The organism is Prevotella sp. oral taxon 475 (genome assembly GCF_018127805.1).
In the GTDB taxonomy this organism is placed as follows: Bacteria; Bacteroidota; Bacteroidia; order Bacteroidales; family Bacteroidaceae; genus Prevotella.
Map to the genome: position 1 here is coordinate 288111 of NZ_CP072334.1, position 15671 is coordinate 303781.

Below are 15671 nucleotides of genomic sequence, written 5' to 3' on the forward strand. Positions count from 1 at the left end.
GATCACTTAAAAACAGACCCACCTCGATGGGGCTGAATAAAGGAGAGACCGTTTAAGCAGGGTGAGCGCGCTTCGCTTGCCAGCCCTGCTTGACCCACAACCCCATCTTGATAGGCTTGTTGGTCGTCTGAATGAATACGCCTTTTCTTCTCTTTCTCCTCATTGCTTTCTTCCTTCCTACTTACTACTCCCCTCCTTACTCCTTCCTACTTTTCTCCTTCCTACTTATTACTTCCCTTCTTCCTACTCCTTCTCTTAGCTTTTGAAGTCCATTTTCTTAGCTTTTGCACGTCGTTTTCTTAGGTTTTGCAGCCTGTTTTCTTAGCTTTTGAAAATAAGTTTCTAAACGCCTGATTTTCAACAGGAATGAGAGGAGGAGACGCGAGGGCTTCTCGTGAAAGAGATGGAAAGAGAACCCGAGGCATTTTAATTGAACTTCCTATTTGCTGATTTTAAGGAAAATATATACCTTTGCATCAAGCAGGCAGCACCGACCGGATGGAGACAAAACAGCAAACTTTGGTTTGGAGGTGACCCGCACAACCAGATAGGTCCTTTGTTGGGGCAGACAAACTCTTGTTGATAGATGAAACTGACAGACAGTAATCTCGACATCGCTTCCATTAAAAAATGTGTTTTCGACGGAGAAACAATCGAAATCGATCGGGAGGTGTATGCAAAAATCGATTCGTGTTTTGATTTTCTAAAGCGTTTTTCCAAAGACCGGGTGATTTATGGCATCAATACGGGGTTTGGTCCGATGGCGCAATGGCGCGTAGACGACCGGCATCTCGCCGACTTACAGTATAACATCATCCGCAGTCATGCCACTGGTGCAGGGCAGCCTCTGGAAGATGGCTACGTGAAGGCAGCCATGCTGGCGCGCATCGGTACGTTTTTGCAAGGCAAATCGGGCATCCATCGCGAACTGGTAGACCTGCTCGTGGCCTTTGTCAACCGAGGCATCTATCCTTTTATTCCCCGACATGGCAGCGTGGGAGCCAGCGGAGACTTGGTGCAACTGGCTCACATCGCCCTGACGTTGATAGGCGAGGGGAAGGTGCACTATGGCGGAGCGTGGCGCGAAACGGCACAAGTGCTTGCCGAAAACAGACTGAAGCCCATCGGTATTCATATTCGTGAGGGCCTGAGTGCGACCAATGGCACCAGCGTAATGACGGGTATCGCTGCCATGAACCAACTGTACGCCGAGCAATTGCTGCACTGGAGCGTGCTGCACGCTGTGTGGATGAATGAGATTGCGGCTTCTTACGACGACTGGATGAGCCCCGCGCTCAACGCTTGCCGCCGACATGAGGGTCAGCAGGTGATGGCCCAACGCATGAGAGAGCTCTCTAAGGGTAGTAGAAGACTGGTGAAGCGCGAACATGTGCTGTATAATAAGGAGAGAAACGGCGACGAGGTGTTTGAGAAAAAGGTGCAGGCGTATTACTCGCTGCGCTGTACGCCGCAGATTCTCGGTCCGATCTACGACACGTTTCAATGCGCCCACCGCATCATCGACGAGGAACTGACGTCGGCCTGCGACAATCCCATCGTCGATCCGATTGAAGAGAACGTGCTACACGGGGGAAATTTCCACGGAGACTATATCTCGCTGGAAGAGGATAAGGTGAAAATCGCTACGGTAAGACTGACGATGATGGCCGAAAGGCAACTCAACTATCTCTTTCACGACCGTATTAACAACATCCTTCCTCCCTTTCTCAATATGGGAGTGTTAGGGTTGAACTACGGAATGCAAGCGTGCCAGTTCACGGCCACGTCTACCACGGCCGAAAGTCAGACCCTTGCCATGCCCAACTATGTGCATTCCATCCCCAACAATAACGATAATCAGGACATTGTGTCGATGGGCACGAACTCGGCACTGCTCTGTCGGCAGGTCATCGACAACGCCTACCAGGTGATGGCTATCCATACCATCGCTCTGGCGCAGGCTACCGACTGTCTGGAAATAGCCGAAGAACTGGCTCCAGCTACGCGCGTGATATATAATAAGGTGAGAGAGCTGTGTCCGAAGTTTGTAGAGGATACGCCTTTCTATGAGGATATTGCTCGGGTGGAGGAGTTTTTAAGGATATAATAAAAGAATGAAATACGCTTTAGTGACAGGAGGTTCGCGCGGAATAGGCCGGGCCGTATGTATCAAATTGGCCGCGGCGGGTATACCGGTGGTCATCAACTATGTGAGCAACGACGAGGCTGCGCGGCAGACAAAGGAGGAAGTGGAGCGGTTGGGCGTGAAGGCCGAATTGCTGAAGTTCGACGCTGCCAAGCCTGAAGACATCGAACGGGCTCTCAACGATTGGGAAACGGTTCATCCCGATGACTATGTGGATGTGCTGGTGAACAATGCCGGTATCCGGAAAGACAATCTGATGATTTTCATGCAGAACGAAGAGTGGAGCGATGTGCTGCAAACCACGCTCAATGGCTTCTTTTATGTCACGCGTCGGCTGCTTAAAAACATGATGACTCGTCGCCATGGGCGCATCGTCAACATGGCTTCGCTCTCGGGATTGAACGGAATGCCGGGTCAAACGAATTATTCTGCAGCCAAAGCAGCACTCATCGGCGCGACAAAAGCGCTGGCACAGGAGGTGGCTCCGCGAAAAATCACAGTGAATGCCGTGGCTCCGGGCTTTATCGAAAGCGACATGACGAAAGATCTGAACGAGGCTGAACTCAAGAAGTTGGTACCCGTTGGAAGGTTTGGTAAGTGTGAAGAGGTGGCCGCTCTCGTGGCTTTCCTCGCCTCGGATGAGGCTGCTTACATCACGGGCGAAGTGATCAAGATCAGCGGAGGAATGGGATAAGGATTGGAAGAGATCATTGACAGTTGAGAATTGACAATACGAAAACATGCAGAAAAGAGTAGTAATAACGGGCATCGGCATTTGGGGATGCTTGGGAAAAGATACAAAAGAGGTGACCGAAAGCTTGCGAGCAGGACGCTCGGGCATCGGTTTGGATGAAGAACGGCTCACTTACGGTTATCAAAGCGCACTGACCGGCATCGTGGAACGACCGAAACTGAAAGGCCTTCTCGACCGTAGACTGCGAACAGGAATGGCCGAAGAGGGTGAATATGCTTTTATGGCCAGTCGCGAAGCCTTTGCTATGGCCGGCATTACGGAGGATGATCTGCTCAAAAACGAGGTGGGTTGCATCTTTGGAAACGACTCTTCGTTGACGCCTGTGATAGAAGCCGCCGCCATCATGAACGAGAAACACGACTCGCAACTGTTGGGGTCGGGCTACATCTTTCAGTCGATGAACTCTACAGTGACGATGAATCTCAGCACGATCTTTCATCTGCGTGGCATCAACTTCACCGTCAGTGCGGCCTGTGCCAGTGGTAGTCACTCTATCGGACTGGGCTTTATGATGATTCGACAAGGCCTGCAAGATATGGTTCTCTGTGGTGGTGCGCAGGAAGTGAACCTCTATTCGATGGCCACTTTCGACGCTTTGGGGGCCTTCTCCAAGCGAATGGACGACCCGCAGCGAGCTTCTCGACCCTTCGATCGCGACCGTGACGGGCTCATTCCCAGCGGTGGAGCTGCCGCTTTGGTGCTCGAAGATTATGATCACGCTCTTGCCCGCGGCGCAAATATCCTCTGCGAGGTGACGGGTTACGGCTTCTCAAGCAACGGAGGCGGTATTTCGCAGCCCAGCGACGACGGATCGGTGCTCGCTATGCAACGTGCCATGACGGATGCAGCCATCTCTCCGGCTGATATAGACTACATCAACGCTCACGCTACCTCCACTCCGCAAGGCGATATGTTTGAGGGTAAAGCTCTGGGACGGCTTTTCGGCGGCGAACGCGCCTGGATCAGTTCCACCAAAGGTATGACTGGACATGAATGTTGGATGGCTGGTGCCAGTGAAGTGGTCTACTCTGTGTTGATGATGCAAAACGATTTTATTGCTCCTAACATCAACTTTGAAAACCCCGACCCGCATTTCGATCCGCTCCACCTGGCTACCGAGACCATCGAGACGGAGGTAAGAACGGTGCTTTCCAACTCTTTCGGCTTCGGCGGAACTAACAGTGCGCTCGTGATTCGGAAATAAACACACTTCAACAATATAAATAATAACGACAATGAAAAAGATTTTCTTGCTCCTTTCCGTCCTGTTCAGCTCTCTGACGATGCTGGCAGGCAGTGACGTAGACTTTGTAAAAGGCAATGCTTGCATCATGAACGAGGCCGCTACCTGTACTATCGAAGCTAATTATACTGACCTTTTTATCGAGGGAAAGCCTTATCTTGAACACATGAAAGAGAAAGGTGGCACCAGCCTTAAAGACTGGGAAGACGACGTAAGACGAGCCGTCGACGAATTTATCAAAGAGTGGAACGGGCATAATAAGAAAGGTCTCCGACTAACCGTCGACAAATCTGCAGCCAACGCCTATCGAATGGTCATCAAAATGAAGAAACTCAACTTCGGTAGTTCAGCCGCTTCGATGTTCATTGGCTTTGGAGCTGGTGGCGCACAACTCGTGGCCGATATCATGATATATAAAGGTAAAGATGAGGTAACGCGCCTGAAGACCGACGGAGTGAATGGCGGAAGCGGTATATCGGAAACCAGTCGGATGCGTGATCTCTTCGAAGAATTTGCTGAAGACACCGTCAAAACCCTCAAAACTGCCTGCAAAGCGCAGCGATAAATCCAGCGATGACACCCGCCAGAACCTCCGATGGGAATACGTAAGCAAGGTAAAATGCCAGCGATTCCTTTGATGAGGCTTTGCAATTTAGCATACATTTTGCTGTAAGGTTAAAGCTATAGGCACGCGATTGATGATCGAACGTGCAAAGCTCATAAAAAAATAATAGAAAGAATGAATTTATTTCCATCGGTCGCCGACCGGTATACCCGTGAGACTTGCACAGCACAAGAAGCGCAACGCATGGCCGAATACATCGCATGGGCTCCTGTTGTGTTTCAGGTTTCGAGGCTAATGGTGAAGTGGGGCATCCTCGATGCGCTGCGGGACAGCAGCAACGGGCTCACCTTAGAGGAAATTATGCGCGCTGGAAGTCTGTCGAGATACGCCGCCAAGGTGCTTACCGATGCATCGCTCTCTGCCGGAATCATCCTTGTGAATACGGAGACAGATCGGTTCTCGCTCTCGAAAACAGGTTGGTTCCTACTCACCGACCCCGCCACACGCGTCAATCTCGACTTCAATCACGATGTCAACTACCTCGGTTTGTTCCATTTGGACGAGGCACTCAGGGAGGGACGACCCGCCGGACTGCAAACTTTGGGTCAGTGGAAAACCATCTACGAAGGACTCTCGCAGCTGCCCGAGCAGGTACAGAAGAGTTGGTTCGGCTTCGATCATTTCTACAGCGACGGATCATTCTCTACGGCTTTGGATATCGTTTTCGCCCGAAAGCCCCGTCGATTGATAGATGTTGGCGGCAACACCGGTAGATTTGCCCTGCGATGTGTGGAGCATTCGACCGATGTGCGGGTGACGATTGTCGACCTACCCGGGCAGATCGGCATGATGAAAGAACAAATCTCGGGTCGTGCGGGAGCCGATCGTATCGAGGGATTTGCCACCGATATGCTCGCCGCAGAGACGCGTCTGCCCAGCGGAGAGTGGGATGTCATCTGGATGAGTCAGTTTCTCGACTGCTTCTCGGAAGACGAAATCTGTGCCATTCTTCGCAAAGCCGCGCAAGTAATGACCCCGAAGACGCGGCTCTACATTATGGAAACGTTCTGGGACAGGCAGCGTTTCGAAACCGCCTCGCTCTGTCTGACGATGACCAGCGTTTACTTCACGGCCATGGCCAACGGCAATTCGAAGATGTATCACAGCGATGACTTCATCCGTCAAATCAAACTTGCCGGACTGCGAGTGGCCCAAATACATGACGGAATCGGACAGGGGCACACGCTTCTCGAGGTAGAAAAGCCGGCAGACTAAGTTCCATCGGATCTCGTCCGTCCACAGAAAACGAATACAAACATCAACTCAATCACTCAAAAAACGTATATGACACGCACTGAAATTGAAGAAAAAGTAAGAGAATTTCTTATCGAAGATTTGGAAATCGATGAAGAAAAGATTGTGCCCGAGGGCAAACTCAAAGACGATTTGGGCATCGACAGCCTCGACTTTGTAGACATCGTCGTCATCGTAGAAAAGAAATTCGGCTTTAAAATCAAACCCGAAGAGATGGCAGGCATCACTACACTCCGTCAGTTCTGCGATTACATCGAGAGCAAAGTAGGATAAAAAAGAGGAAGGAGATACAGCAACGAGGAGGCAGAGGCAGGCCCATTGGTCTTGCCCATCTCCTTTTCTGCAGATCCACTTTTCCTTTTCCTCGTCCCGAAGCCTAAAAAAGGATCATCCCCACAGCGAACCACATGCAGCAATGGCAAGGCAAAACAGACGGCAACCGATGGATGCAGCAGCAGCTCATCTTTTGGTTTCGCTTTCTCAACCTCCGCATTTATTATGCGGGAGTGGGCGTAGTCGCGTTGTTCTACATGCTCTTAGGCAAAGGCTTTCGGCCCTCTTATCGTTTCTATCGGCAGCGAATGGGCATGTCGTCGTTAAGGGCATGGTGGTGGAGCTATAAGAATCATGTCCGCTTCGGGCAAGTGATGATCGACCGCTTTGCCCGTTATGCCGGCAAGCAATTTGAGATGACCATCGAGGATTACGATCTTTTCCGTCGATTGGCCCACAGCGATGGTCCCTTCGTCATGCTCAGCGCGCATGTCGGATGTTATGAGATGGGCGGCTACAGTCTCGTTTCCGAGCAAAAGCCCATCAACATGTTAGTCTTCGCCGAGGAAACGGAAACGGTGATGAAGAACCGCGAACAGCAGTTCGCCCGCACTCATATCCGGATGATTCCCATGAAGAAAGACATGAGTCATCTCTTCGCTATCAACGACGCGCTCTGCAAGGGCGAGATACTTAGTATGACAGCCGACCGCTGCAACAGTTCGGAGAAAACGGTGACATGTCGTTTTTTCGGTTCCGACATACAACTCCCGATGGGTCCCTTCGCTACGATTGTACAGCGCGATGTGCCCACACTCGTGGTTTTGGTGATGAAAGAAAAAGTTCGGAGCTATCGCATCTTTATCCGTCAGCTCCGTCTTCCCTCAGCCCAACTGTCCAGACGGCAGCGCATTGAGCAGCTAGCCGGTCAGTATGCCGAAGCCATCGAGACGGTGGTACGTCGTTATCCCGAGCAATGGTTTAACTTTTTCGATTTATGGCAGACAACACCCTCCCCGCATTCCACACGATAGACGTCACCGAACTCCTGCCTCAGCAGCCGCCGTTCGTCATGGTCGACGCGCTCCTCTCTTACGACGAGCGCACCACCTCGTGTCGTCTTCTCGTGCGAGACGACAATCTTTTCTGCGACGACGGTCTCCTCTCCGCCTCCGGTCTCATCGAGAATGTGGCCCAGACCTGTGCCGCGCGTCTGGGATTTATCAACAAATACATCCTCAAATGCGGCGTGCAAGTAGGCTACATCGGGGCCATCCGCAACTTCACCATTCATCGTCAGCCACGCGTAGGCGAAGTGTTGGTCACCACCATCCATGTGGAAGAGAACGTGATGGGCATGACCCTGGCCACCGCACGTGTAGAGGTGGGCGGCGAATGTATGGCCGAAACCGAAATCAAAATCGCATTAGCTCAATAACAACATGTTCCTGCAAGCCTCCAAAGACATAGAGATCCGCTTCAGCGAGGTCGACTCGATGAACGTCGTTTGGCACGGTTCCTATGCCCTCTACTTTGAAGATGCCCGCGAAGCCTTCGGTGCCAAGTACGGATTAGAGTATCTCACGATAGCCGACAACGGCTATTTCGCACCGCTCGTAGAGCTCACCTTCAAGTATATACAGCCCATCGTCTACGGGATGAAGTGCCGGGTAGACATCTTCTACCGACCAACGGAGGCTGCCAAGATTGTTTTCGACTACGAGATACGCAACGTCGCCACCGACGAACTCCTCTCTACCGGTCACAGTGTGCAAGCCTTCATGAATCGGCAGTACCAGTTGATGTGGTATCGCCCCGACTTCTACGAAGCCTGGCAGCAGCGATGGGACGTGATGAACCCCTCAACCGCCGAACCATGATACGCTGTGTTGCCGACAATATCTATTCGCCGCTGGGGACAACCACACTTCACAACTTCTCAGCCGTGCGTGCCGGGCACAGTGCCTTGCGGCTTTATGACGACCGTTGGGCGCTTCCCGATCCGCTGATGGCCTCCCTTTTCCCTGCGGATGCCATCGAAACGGCTTTCGCCGCGCTCTTTCCCGAGCGTGCAGATGCCTATTCCCGCTTCGAAAAGCTGGCCATTCTCTCCATTTTCGAAGCCTCACAACACACCCCCCTCTCGCTCGACAGTCAGGAAACGGTCTTCGTTCTCTCCTCCACCAAGGGGAATGTAGAACTGCTCGACCCCGACAACCAGCCCCATCTCTCGCGTCAGCGGGTGCGATTGGGACAGTCGGCCCAGGTCATTGCCCGTTTCTTCGGCAATCCCAACACCCCCATCGTCGTCTCCAATGCCTGCATCTCGGGCGTGCACGCCCAGATTCTGGCCGCCCGACTGCTCCATACTTCCTCCTATCGGCATGCCGTGGTGTGCGGATGTGACGTGCAATCGGCCTTTATCGTCAGTGGATTTCAGTCGTTCAAAGCTCTTTCGCCGCAGCCCTGTCGGCCCTTCGACAAAGACAGATGCGGACTGAACTTAGGCGAAGCAGCCGCTACGATGATTCTCTCGCGCAGCGATGACCCTTCGACTGAAGGTTGGACGCTCTGCACCGGAGCCGTTCGCAACGACGCCAATCACATCTCCGGTCCCTCGCGCACGGGCGAAGGCAGTTTCCGGGCTCTGCAAACCGTCTGCAACGGGCCAACAAACGAACTCGCCTTTGTCAATGTTCACGGCACGGCCACGCCCTATAACGACGAGATGGAGTCGATAGCCCTCTCCCGGGCCGGTCTTTCCGCCGTGCCCATCACGGGTTTGAAGGGCACCTTCGGCCACACCATGGGAGCCGCCGGCGTGTTGGAAACCCTCCTTTCGTTCAGAGCCGTTGAGGCCGGCATCGTGCTTCCCACGAGAGGTTTCCGAGAGATGGGCGTCAGCCAGCCCGTCAACATCTCGGCACAAGAAGTCCCCACCCGTAACAAAGAATTAATCAAGCTCCTCTCGGGTTTCGGTGGATGCAACGCCGCCGTTCGCTGGAGGCTGATCGAGAGCCCGACAAAGAAACAACCGACAGCAAGCGAGGCGCAGCCCTTCTCGTCCGTTCCGGATGCTCGGCGTGCGTTGATTCCCCTTCATCGGGTGCGCATCACGCCCACCGGAGCTTGGGTAGACGGCACCTCGCTGCCCGTTTCCGCCACGGGGCAGGGCCTCCTTTCCGCGCTCTATAAAGAAAAGGTGGGCAACTATCCCAAGTTTCACAAGATGGACGGCCTGAGCCAATTGGGCTTCCTCGCTGCCGAACTGCTCTTCGCGGCCGCCGAGATGACGCCGCCGGGGCACGTCTCCGAGCACACGGCCGTGGTGTTGGTGGGCCGAACAGGCTCGCTGGCTGCCGACCGCCGCTATCAAGACACGATACAACGACGGGAAGCCTACTTCCCCAGTCCGGCCGTCTTCGTCTACACCCTGCCCAACATCGTGACGGGCGAGGTGGCCATTCGTCATCGCATCTACGGCGAGACAGCGTTCTATCTCCTCGAGGAGAAGAACGAAAGTCACATTCTCCAGCTGCTCTCCACCGCCCTTTGCGATGCTGAGGCCAGCGGGGTGATGGGCGGCTGGTTGGAATACGAGGGGGCCGAAGCCTTCGAAGCCGACCTCTGCCTCTACCGTTCGGCCTCTCCTCGCCCGGACTACAATGCCCCGTAATTGGCCATCGGCCAACCCGCTCACCGTCAACGGTTTGTGCACCTCTTTTCCCCGGTTTTGCAAAAGCTTAGCTTTTACATCGCAAAAGCTAAGAAAACGCAAGGCGAAAGCTAAGAAAATGCAGGCCAAAAGCTAAGAGATGGGAGAATGCGGAACCCAAAACAATAACGAATCAACCACAGATAAAAGAATGGAAGAACTGAAAGAAACGCTCAAAAAGCAAATCATCGAGGCTTTATCGCTCGAAGAAATGACCCCTGCAGACATCGCCGACGACGGCGCTCTCTTTGGCGAGGGACTGGGACTCGACTCTATCGACGCGCTCGAACTCATCGTTCTCATGGAGAAAAACTACGGCATCCGCCTCAACAATCCCGCAGAAGGAAAAGCCATTTTCACCTCGGTGAATTCGATGGCCGAATATATTGCCAAGCATCGCACCAAATGATGGTCATCACAGGGGCCGGCATTGTTTCTGCCATCGGTCATAACAAGGCGCAGGTGCTCGATGCCCTCCGTGCCGGACGCAGCGGGATACGCCCCATTCGCTATCTCGACACGGTTCATCGCCACCTGCCCGTGGGCGAAGTGCAGCTCAGCAACGAGGAGATGGCGGGACTTCTGGGCGTGGAATGCACCGAATCTACCTCGCGCACCACGCTCCTGGGGGCACTGGCTCTACGCGAAGCCGTGCAGGAAGCGGGCCTCCAGGCCGACCAACTGCCGCAGACGGCCCTCGTCTCTGGTACCACCGTGGGCAATATGGACCGTGCCGAACGGCTCTTTCCCTCCGAAGATGCCTGCCAGGCCTTGGGCGATTGCGGGCGCGTCACTCGGGAAATGGCCGCCATCGTGGGCGCGTTCGGCTTCACAACGACGTGCAGCACGGCTTGCTCTTCGGCTGCCAACGCCTTCATTTTGGGGGCCAATCTGCTGCGAAGCGGGCTCTACCAGCGGGTGATTGTGGGCGGAAGCGAATGCCTCTCGCGGTTCCACTTCAACGGGTTCCGCACCTTGATGATTCTCGACGACCGTCCTTGCCGTCCTTTCGACGCCACTCGCGCCGGTTTGAACTTAGGCGAAGGCGCGGCGTTTATGGTGCTGGAGACGGCCGAAAGTGCCGCCCAGCGCGGTGCAACGCCCCTTGCCGTGCTCTCGGGATGGGGCAATGCCTGCGACGCTTTCCATCAAACGGCCTCGTCGGAGGATGGACAGGGAGCTTTCCTCTCAATGGCACAAGCCTTGAAAAGGGCGGGTGTCGCCCCGGCAGACATCGATTATGTGAATGCGCATGGTACCGGAACGCCCAACAACGACGCCAGTGAGAGCGCGGCTTTGCACCGTGTCTTTGGACAAAGTCTGCCTCTTGTCTCGTCTACCAAGTCGATGACAGGCCACACTACCAGTGCATCGGGTGGCATCGAGATGGTGATTTGCTTGCTGGCCATGCAGCATCGGCTCGTCCCCAAGAACCTCAACTGGGCGCAACCTATGCCCGATGGCGTGCAACCGGTGACGGAAACGCTCACCGACAGACCGCTGCGCCATGTCCTTTGCAACTCGTTCGGCTTCGGCGGCAATGATACTTCGCTCCTCCTTTCGGCCTATTCGGGTGCCGACAACAAGGAAATGTCGCCCGCTTTGCGTCCCGTCTATGTCAAATCGATGGTGACATACGCCGACATCGCTCCCGACGAGCAGCCCCGAATCCCGCCCATGGTGGCCCGACGGCTCAGCGGTGTGCTTAAGAGAGCACTGGCCACGTCGCTCTTCACGCTGCAAAAAATGGGTGTAGAACAGCCCGATGCCATCATCACCGGCACCGAAATGGGTTGTCTGCACGAAACGGAGAGTTTCCTAAAGGAAATGTGTCTGGAGGGCGAAACATGCCTCAAGCCCACCCATTTCATCCAGTCTACCCACAACACGATCAGCAGTCTGGTGGCCATTCGCACTCATACGCACGGCTACAACAGCACTTGGTCGCACGGTAGCGACTCGTTCTTCTCGGCATTGCTCGATGCCTGGCTGCAATTGCAGCTCGGTGACATTGAGAACGCTCTGGTGGGACTACACGACGAGCGAGGCGAATGCGCCCTTTCGCTCTTCCTCGACACGCAGTTGAAGGGTGCTCTGCTGCCTCTTCGCCGCCTGGACGACCTCGAAAAGACGGTCGCCCTCTTCACCGAAAACATCCAACGCTAAGGCAAAACCCATGCTTCGACTCCTCCTCTTAGCCCTCCTTCAGTCGGCATTGCTGGCCGCCGGGCAGGTCACTCTTAAGATTTCGCTCCAGCAGATGGGCGCGTTTGCCTGGCGAAGCGAGTTCTTCGCCCGGGCATTCGGCAATCCCTGGTTTGCGGTCTGCGGTCTTTGCTTCGGCGTTTCGTCGCTACTGTGGATGTATATCGTCAAGCATTTCCCGCTCAGCATGGCCTATCCGCTCATCAGTCTCAGTTATGTGATGGGCATGTTGGCCGCCGTTTTCGTCTTTCACGAACAGATTCCGGCGGTGCGTTGGGTGGGATTGGCCCTTATTATGATGGGTGTCATCCTGGTGGTGCAGCGATAATGCCGGCGCGAAAGCCTGAATCGGCAACCGAACAAGGCTTCGCTCCGGCGCGAAAGCCCAATAACGATCAAAACAAGGCTTCGCTCCGGCGCGACGAACTCAAAAAGAAGAAAACAACATTTCGCGCCGACGCGAAACCGAGAAAATGAGAAAAACGAGTGTTCGCTCCCGAGCGACGCTCCCTAAAGTAAGAAAAATGATGAAAAAACAAATTCTCTTCCTCAGCCTTGGCTTGCTCAGTGGTCTGCTCTGGACCGCCTCTGCCACGGCACAAACAGCCGTAGACGATGCCACGGCACGGCAAATGATGGAGCAAGTGAACGATGCTGCTCGCAAGATGAAGACCCTTCAGTGCAGCTTTGTGCAAACAAAAACGCTCAAAATGATGAAGAGCAAGCTGGTGTCCAACGGTAGGATGAGCTACTCTCAACCCGCTTTGCTGCGTTGGGAGTACACCTCGCCCTATGCCTATACCTTCATTGTGAACGGTGCAAAGGTGCTCATGAAAAGTCGACAACGAAGAGATGTGGTGAACGCCGCTCAGAATAAGGTGTTCCGAGAGATCACTAACATCATGCTCAATAGCGTTACCGGCAAGTGTCTCACCGACAAACAGAATTTCACCACTCGCATGCTGGTGAACGGAGACAAGTGGATTGCCCGCCTCACGCCGATGAAAAAGGAGATGAAACAACTCTTCAGCACCCTCGTGATCACTTTCGACAAGCGGCAGATGGTGGCCGTTTCGGTAGAGATGATTGAGAAAAGCGGCGACAACACCCTTATTCTGTTGCGCGATGTGAAGAAAAACGCCCCCGTCGATGCCGATGAATTCAAAGTGGATTAAGAACCTTTGCCTGCAGATGTGCCTGTTGCTATTGGCGACAGATCTGCAAGCGCAGAGCGTGAGCCGCATGTCGGTGGAGATTTCTTTCGAAAAAGGCGGCATCACCGGCGTTTGTCTGCTGCGCAAGGAAGAGCAGACGGTGAGTGGAACGATCATGAACGAGTTTGGCATCAAGGTGTTCGACTTCGTCTACTACCGTCAGCGGGACAAGCTCCGTTTGTTCAATGTCATCGAGATGCTCGACAAATGGTACATTCGTCGCGTCGTTCGGCGTGATCTGAAACAAGTTCTGCCCCATCTGCCGCCCGTCTCCGAGTATCGGTATGAGAACCGAAAGCGACACATCCACTATCTCTTCACCCCCTTACCCACCACAGAAGATGAAGCTACAGAATGACTTTTATCGCATCGAAGCCTGCGATGCAGAAGGCGGAAGCGGCCGTTTCCGTCTTGTTTTCAATGCCAGTCACCCCATTTATCAGGCCCATTTCCCGCAAAGACCCATCACCCCGGGCGTCTGCACGATACAAACGGTGGGCGAATTGGCCGAAATACTCGCGCAGAAACCTCTGCGACTGGTGTGTGCCAAGAACGTAAAGTTCCTCTCATTGCTTACTCCCGAGTGCACGCCGCAGGTATTTGTCGATGTGAACGTCAAGCCGGAAGCAGGCACTGAGCGGCTTTTGGTAAGAGCCGAACTGCATAACGACGGACAGACGTTTGCTAAACTCTCACTCGTCTATGTGTAAACGGGTTTGCGTTATCATCCCCACCTACAACAACGCCCGGACATTGCGCGGCGTTGTCGAAGGTGTGCTCCGACAGACATCCAGCATCATCGTGGTGAACGACGGTTCTACCGACGACACTGCTCATGTTCTCGCCCTTTGCGATCCCTGTATCAGCGTCGTCACCCACGAGCGAAACAAAGGCAAAGGAGCCGCCTTGGTGAGCGGATTCAAAGAGGCCGTGCGCCAGGGCTTCGACTATGCCATCACCATCGACAGTGACGGACAGCACTTTCCTTCCGATCTGCCCCTCTTTCTCGAAGCGATCCGTCGCCATCCCGATGCCATCATCGTGGGAAATCGGTTTGCTCGCTCGGCATCGGATGACAGCAGAGCACACATGAACCCGCAAAGCAGGTTTGCCAATCGGTTCAGCAACTTTTGGTTCACCCTCCAAACCGGCGTTCGACTCTCCGATACGCAAACCGGCTATCGAGCTTATCCTCTGCACAGGCTCCGTTGGCTGCCCCTCATCACTTCGCGTTACGAAGCCGAACTCGAGCTGATGGTCTTCGCAACCTGGAACGGTGTGCGTCTCGTTTCTATCCCCATACAAGTGTATTACCCCCCACAGAACGAGCGTGTGAGCCATTTTCGGCCCACGACCGACTTCCTTCGCATCTCCCTTCTCAACACTTTTCTCTGCGGCTTGGCTCTTGTCTATGCCCTGCCGCGCAAGCTTCTCAAGGTTGTCGCCACGGTCTTGGTGTTGCTCTCGCTCTTTGTTCTGATGCTCTTCGTGCAAGCCGGACTGCTCATTTTCTTCCTTTCCCACCGAGCCACCGAGAGCCAACGCCTGGCCTATCACGGCTCTATTCAGCGCGTGAGCTCGTGGTTGCTGCGCCATCTGCCAGGAGTGAGTACCACGTTGCACAATCCTACGGGCGAAGACTTTAGTAAGCCGGGCATCATCATTGCCAATCATCAAAGCCATCTCGACCTGCTTTGCATCATGATGCTCACTCCTCGGCTCGTCATTCTCACCAAACGCTGGGTGTGGAACAACCCTCTCTACGGCGTAGCCATCCGTTATGCCGAGTATATGCCCGTGAGCAACGACTTCGAAGAAAACGAAACACAGCTCGTCGCCCTTCTCTCGCGCGGTTATAGCGTGATGATCTTCCCCGAAGGCACCCGCTCCGCGAGTCTGTCTCTGCTTCGTTTCCATCAGGGAGCTTTCTATTTGGCGCAGAAACACGGGCTCGACCTCATCCCCGTTTTTCTTAATGGCACAGGACAGGTGCTCAACAAGCAGGCCCGTACCCACTCTCCGGGCCACATCACTATCGAGGTGAAGCCCCGTGTGCCCGCCTCCAGTCTTCCATCCCACCTTTCTTCCGTTGCGCTTGCCCAGCATTTCCGCCGTCAGTATCAGCAGTGGAAAGACGAATATGATGCTCAAATCAGCTTTTAAGTGGAGCTTTACAGGTCAATAGATCCATCCCTTCGGGGGGTGTTTGTTCCCATTACCGTGGCGATATAAGTGAATGGAG

17 protein-coding genes are annotated in these 15671 nt (G+C 54.1%); all 17 read left to right on the forward strand.

Annotated elements, in window-relative coordinates:
- Positions 1-586 precede the first annotated feature (586 nt).
- Positions 587-2107, forward strand: a complete 1521-nt coding sequence (gene hutH / locus J5A66_RS01085; RefSeq protein WP_211790657.1) for a histidine ammonia-lyase — start codon at positions 587-589, stop codon at positions 2105-2107.
- Between the two features lie 7 nt (positions 2108-2114).
- Positions 2115-2840 (forward strand): 3-oxoacyl-ACP reductase FabG, encoded by a 726-nt coding sequence (gene fabG, locus J5A66_RS01090; protein ID WP_211790658.1) that lies wholly within the window; start codon positions 2115-2117, stop codon positions 2838-2840.
- A 46-nt stretch (positions 2841-2886) separates the two neighbouring features.
- Positions 2887-4104: a beta-ketoacyl synthase gene (locus tag J5A66_RS01095; protein WP_211790659.1), complete on the forward strand. Its 1218-nt coding sequence runs from the start codon at positions 2887-2889 to the stop codon at positions 4102-4104.
- A 31-nt stretch (positions 4105-4135) separates the two neighbouring features.
- Complete coding sequence (locus J5A66_RS01100) at positions 4136-4708, forward strand: hypothetical protein (protein ID WP_211790660.1); 573 nt, start codon at positions 4136-4138, stop codon at positions 4706-4708.
- Between the two features lie 174 nt (positions 4709-4882).
- Positions 4883-5983 carry a bifunctional 2-polyprenyl-6-hydroxyphenol methylase/3-demethylubiquinol 3-O-methyltransferase UbiG gene (locus tag J5A66_RS01105; RefSeq protein WP_211790661.1) on the forward strand — a complete coding sequence of 367 codons (1101 nt, stop codon included), beginning with the start codon at positions 4883-4885 and terminating at the stop codon, positions 5981-5983.
- A 69-nt stretch (positions 5984-6052) separates the two neighbouring features.
- Positions 6053-6295 (forward strand): acyl carrier protein, encoded by a 243-nt coding sequence (locus J5A66_RS01110; RefSeq protein WP_211790662.1) that lies wholly within the window; start codon positions 6053-6055, stop codon positions 6293-6295.
- A gap of 134 nt (positions 6296-6429) precedes the next feature.
- Positions 6430-7329, forward strand: coding sequence for a lysophospholipid acyltransferase family protein (locus J5A66_RS01115; RefSeq protein ID WP_211790663.1), 900 nt, complete (start codon positions 6430-6432; stop codon positions 7327-7329).
- The gene (locus J5A66_RS01120; protein ID WP_211790664.1) at positions 7293-7733 is read left to right on the forward strand and encodes a pseudouridylate synthase; all 441 of its coding nucleotides are present in this window, start codon (positions 7293-7295) and stop codon (positions 7731-7733) included. Before J5A66_RS01115 ends, J5A66_RS01120 begins: the two co-directional genes overlap by 37 nt.
- Positions 7734-7737: 4 nt before the next feature.
- Complete coding sequence (locus J5A66_RS01125) at positions 7738-8175, forward strand: thioesterase family protein (RefSeq protein WP_211790665.1); 438 nt, start codon at positions 7738-7740, stop codon at positions 8173-8175.
- Positions 8139-9971 (forward strand): beta-ketoacyl synthase N-terminal-like domain-containing protein, encoded by a 1833-nt coding sequence (locus tag J5A66_RS01130; protein ID WP_249109991.1) that lies wholly within the window; start codon positions 8139-8141, stop codon positions 9969-9971. The genes J5A66_RS01125 and J5A66_RS01130 overlap by 37 nt, the downstream gene beginning before the upstream one ends.
- A gap of 190 nt (positions 9972-10161) precedes the next feature.
- The gene (locus J5A66_RS01135; protein ID WP_249109992.1) at positions 10162-10419 is read left to right on the forward strand and encodes a phosphopantetheine-binding protein; all 258 of its coding nucleotides are present in this window, start codon (positions 10162-10164) and stop codon (positions 10417-10419) included.
- The gene (locus J5A66_RS01140) at positions 10416-12176 is read left to right on the forward strand and encodes a beta-ketoacyl synthase N-terminal-like domain-containing protein (protein WP_211790667.1); all 1761 of its coding nucleotides are present in this window, start codon (positions 10416-10418) and stop codon (positions 12174-12176) included. Before J5A66_RS01135 ends, J5A66_RS01140 begins: the two co-directional genes overlap by 4 nt.
- 10 nt (positions 12177-12186) lie before the next feature.
- Complete coding sequence (locus J5A66_RS01145; RefSeq protein WP_211790668.1) at positions 12187-12543, forward strand: EamA family transporter; 357 nt, start codon at positions 12187-12189, stop codon at positions 12541-12543.
- A gap of 196 nt (positions 12544-12739) precedes the next feature.
- Complete coding sequence (locus tag J5A66_RS01150; protein ID WP_249109993.1) at positions 12740-13390, forward strand: outer membrane lipoprotein carrier protein LolA; 651 nt, start codon at positions 12740-12742, stop codon at positions 13388-13390.
- The gene (locus J5A66_RS01155) at positions 13365-13787 is read left to right on the forward strand and encodes a hypothetical protein (protein ID WP_211790669.1); all 423 of its coding nucleotides are present in this window, start codon (positions 13365-13367) and stop codon (positions 13785-13787) included. Before J5A66_RS01150 ends, J5A66_RS01155 begins: the two co-directional genes overlap by 26 nt.
- Positions 13771-14139 (forward strand): hypothetical protein, encoded by a 369-nt coding sequence (locus J5A66_RS01160; RefSeq protein ID WP_211790670.1) that lies wholly within the window; start codon positions 13771-13773, stop codon positions 14137-14139. The genes J5A66_RS01155 and J5A66_RS01160 overlap by 17 nt, the downstream gene beginning before the upstream one ends.
- Entirely contained in the window at positions 14132-15592 is a 1461-nt protein-coding gene (locus tag J5A66_RS01165; protein ID WP_211790671.1) for a glycosyltransferase, read from the forward strand. The genes J5A66_RS01160 and J5A66_RS01165 overlap by 8 nt, the downstream gene beginning before the upstream one ends.
- Positions 15593-15671 lie beyond the last annotated feature (79 nt).

What these genes read in the sequence shown, in the direction of transcription:
- J5A66_RS01125 (WP_211790665.1), top strand. Translation starts at nt 7,738, where the DNA reads ATGTTCCTGCAAGCCTCCAAAGACATAGAGATCCGCTTCAGCGAGGTC.
- J5A66_RS01115 (WP_211790663.1), top strand. Translation starts at nt 6,430, where the DNA reads ATGCAGCAATGGCAAGGCAAAACAGACGGCAACCGATGGATGCAGCAG.
- J5A66_RS01145 (WP_211790668.1), top strand. Translation starts at nt 12,187, where the DNA reads ATGCTTCGACTCCTCCTCTTAGCCCTCCTTCAGTCGGCATTGCTGGCC.
- J5A66_RS01105 (WP_211790661.1), top strand. Translation starts at nt 4,883, where the DNA reads ATGAATTTATTTCCATCGGTCGCCGACCGGTATACCCGTGAGACTTGC.
- J5A66_RS01150 (WP_249109993.1), top strand. Translation starts at nt 12,740, where the DNA reads ATGATGAAAAAACAAATTCTCTTCCTCAGCCTTGGCTTGCTCAGTGGT.
- J5A66_RS01120 (WP_211790664.1), top strand. Translation starts at nt 7,293, where the DNA reads ATGGCAGACAACACCCTCCCCGCATTCCACACGATAGACGTCACCGAA.
- fabG (WP_211790658.1), top strand. Translation starts at nt 2,115, where the DNA reads ATGAAATACGCTTTAGTGACAGGAGGTTCGCGCGGAATAGGCCGGGCC.
- J5A66_RS01140 (WP_211790667.1), top strand. Translation starts at nt 10,416, where the DNA reads ATGATGGTCATCACAGGGGCCGGCATTGTTTCTGCCATCGGTCATAAC.
- J5A66_RS01160 (WP_211790670.1), top strand. Translation starts at nt 13,771, where the DNA reads ATGAAGCTACAGAATGACTTTTATCGCATCGAAGCCTGCGATGCAGAA.
- J5A66_RS01110 (WP_211790662.1), top strand. Translation starts at nt 6,053, where the DNA reads ATGACACGCACTGAAATTGAAGAAAAAGTAAGAGAATTTCTTATCGAA.
- J5A66_RS01130 (WP_249109991.1), top strand. Translation starts at nt 8,139, where the DNA reads ATGGGACGTGATGAACCCCTCAACCGCCGAACCATGATACGCTGTGTT.
- J5A66_RS01135 (WP_249109992.1), top strand. Translation starts at nt 10,162, where the DNA reads ATGGAAGAACTGAAAGAAACGCTCAAAAAGCAAATCATCGAGGCTTTA.
- hutH (WP_211790657.1), top strand. Translation starts at nt 587, where the DNA reads ATGAAACTGACAGACAGTAATCTCGACATCGCTTCCATTAAAAAATGT.
- J5A66_RS01100 (WP_211790660.1), top strand. Translation starts at nt 4,136, where the DNA reads ATGAAAAAGATTTTCTTGCTCCTTTCCGTCCTGTTCAGCTCTCTGACG.
- J5A66_RS01155 (WP_211790669.1), top strand. Translation starts at nt 13,365, where the DNA reads ATGCCGATGAATTCAAAGTGGATTAAGAACCTTTGCCTGCAGATGTGC.
- J5A66_RS01095 (WP_211790659.1), top strand. Translation starts at nt 2,887, where the DNA reads ATGCAGAAAAGAGTAGTAATAACGGGCATCGGCATTTGGGGATGCTTG.
- J5A66_RS01165 (WP_211790671.1), top strand. Translation starts at nt 14,132, where the DNA reads ATGTGTAAACGGGTTTGCGTTATCATCCCCACCTACAACAACGCCCGG.